Origin of the sequence: Thermogutta sp. (genome assembly GCF_014359955.1) — a bacterium.
Classification (GTDB): domain Bacteria; phylum Planctomycetota; class Planctomycetia; order Pirellulales; family Thermoguttaceae; genus Thermogutta.
In genome coordinates this window covers 1-2,344 of record NZ_JACIYL010000698.1, presented here as the reverse complement: position 1 = coordinate 2,344, position 2,344 = coordinate 1, and the positions used below count along the sequence as shown (strand labels likewise).

Here is a 2,344-nt window from a genome sequence, read left to right as displayed (position 1 = left end):
AGAGCCATCCGCTTTTCCTGCTATCCTGCGATGCGCTTTGAGTTGACCTGACAACCGACAAAAATGTCCACACAGGCCGGAAAGATCTGTCTTCCCGGTCCACACTCTATCTTAGCCAGTCGCAAGTATTTATCCAAATGTCGATAGTTCTCTTATCTTCGCCCGTTTTGGGCCATTTCGCGTTCCAGGCGACGCCGGGCTTCCTCTTCGTCTTCGAGGATACCCCGTTCGGCCGCTGCGATTCGGGCGGCCAGTTCATCCGGGCTATTGGCCCGCAGAAGCACTTCCTTCTTCTCGCATATTCCATCCCGCCACAGCCGGAAGAGGTGGTCGTCCAGAAGCTGCATTCCCAGCTTGTGGCCGGTCTGGATGGCCGAGTTGATTCGGTAAGTCTTATTTTCGCGGATGAGGTTTGCAATAGCGGGGGTCACGACGAGCATTTCGTAGGCCGCCACCCGTCCCCCACCAATCCGCGGCAGCAATTGCTGGGACAGAACGCCGATGATGGACGTGGAAAGCTGGGTCCGGATCTGTTCCTGCTGGTTGGTGGGAAAGACGTCGATGATTCGGTTGACGGTCCCCTGCGCCCCGGTCGTGTGGAGGGTTCCGAACACGATATGACCTGTTTCCGCGGCTGTGATGGCGGCCTCGATGGTTTCCAGGTCGCGCATCTCACCGACGAGGATGATGTCCGGGTCCTGTCGCAACGCCCGGCGGATGGCCTCCGCGAAGCTCGGGACGTCCACCCCCACTTCCCGCTGGTTCACCGTGCATCGCTTGTGGGTGTGATAGAACTCGATAGGGTCTTCGATGGTGATGATGTGGTGATCCACGTTGTTGTTGAGGTAGTCGATGGCCGCCGCCAGAGTCGTTGATTTACCGGAACCGGTCGGCCCGGTGACGAGGATCAGACCCCGCGGCCTCATGATGAGTTCTTTGAACACGGGCGGTGTGCCCAGCTCTTCGAAGGTCATCAACCGGTTGGGGATTTGCCGAAGCACCATCCCCACATAGCCTTTTTGCTTGAAGACTGACACCCGGAACCGGCACTTGTCGCCGAAGGCGAAACCGAAGTCGGAGCCTCCCACCTCCTGAAGTTCTCGCTGGCACCGTTCCGGCGTAATGCTTTTCATCAGGGCGACGGTGTCCTCAGGTTCGAGGACCTTGGTTTCCAGCCGAACAAGTCGGCCGTCGATCCGAAGAGCAGGCGGCTGCCCCACGGTGATATGGAGGTCGCTGGCCTTCCGGGTGACCACGGTGTTGAGAAGCTTGTCGATTTGAAGCTGTGACATACCCCGCCTCGATTCCTGAAAGAAAACCGGTGATTTGACTGGCCCTGCTCAACCACGAGACCGACACAACCCTCCCCTGACGAATTATTCTGCCGCCCGATACCCCAGAGGGTGGTAACGCTCCAAACCAGCGGCGCTGCGACCGCTGAAGGACAGATCAGCGGAGCTCTTCTTCTGGACGCGCCACCGAGAGCAACTCCTCCAGAGTGGTCTTCCCTTTGAGGACTTTCTGGAGGCCGTCCATATAGAGGGTCTTCATCCCCTCCTGGATGGCTACACGGCGAATTTCCGCCACGGGGGCGTTCTTGAAGGTGAGTTCCCGAATCTTGGGCGACATGATCATGAGCTCAAAGATACCCATCCGACCCCGGTAACCTGTGCCGTTGCACCGGCTGCATCCTTTACCGCGGTAGAAGGTGGCGCCTGCCATCATTTCGGGGGTTACGCCGGCCATCTCCAGAACGACATCGCTGGGTTGGTAGGGCTGCTTGCACTGCTCGCACACCACCCGCACGAGGCGCTGCGCCATGATCGCCACGACGCTGCTTGCCACCAGATAGGCGGGGACTCCCATGTCGATCAGACGTGTAATAGAGCTGGGCGCATCGTTCGTATGCAGTGTACTAAAAACGAGGTGTCCAGTCAAAGAAGCCTGGATACCCATCTGGGCAGTCTCGAGGTCGCGCATCTCACCGACCAGGATCACATTCGGCGCCTGGCGCAGCATCGCGCGAATGACCCGGGCGAAATCCAGGCCAATCTCGTGCTTGATCTCCACCTGGTTGATCCCCGGCAGGTAGTACTCCACGGGGTCCTCCGCGGTGATGATCTTGCGGTCCGGCGTGTTCAACTCATTGAGGGCCGCATAGAGGGTGGTTGTCTTCCCCGAACCGGTGGGTCCCGTCACGAGGATAATTCCGTTCGGCCGTCTGATAAGTTGTTTAAATTTGACATAATCTTCTTCAGAAAATCCGAGTTGGCGCAGGCCAATTTTGATATTGTCTTTGTCCAAAATCCGCATAACAACCGCTTGACCCCACGTGCTGGGGAGG

At 58.2% G+C, this 2,344-nt stretch carries 2 protein-coding genes; both read right to left on the bottom strand.

Translation table 11 applies throughout. The annotated features are described in order from the left end of the window. Positions 1-152 precede the first annotated feature (152 nt). Positions 153-1,292, bottom strand: coding sequence for a type IV pilus twitching motility protein PilT (locus tag H5U08_RS15985; RefSeq protein WP_297035310.1), 1,140 nt, complete (start codon positions 1,290-1,292; stop codon positions 153-155). Positions 1,293-1,449: 157 nt separating this feature from the next. Further along, the coding region (locus H5U08_RS15980) for a GspE/PulE family protein (protein WP_297035308.1) at positions 1,450-2,344 on the bottom strand (895 nt) is incomplete at its 5' end.

Bases quoted from the DNA above. Each gene is read 5' to 3' on its own strand.
- H5U08_RS15985 (WP_297035310.1), bottom strand. From the start codon at position 1,292: ATGTCACAGCTTCAAATCGACAAGCTTCTCAACACCGTGGTCACCCGG.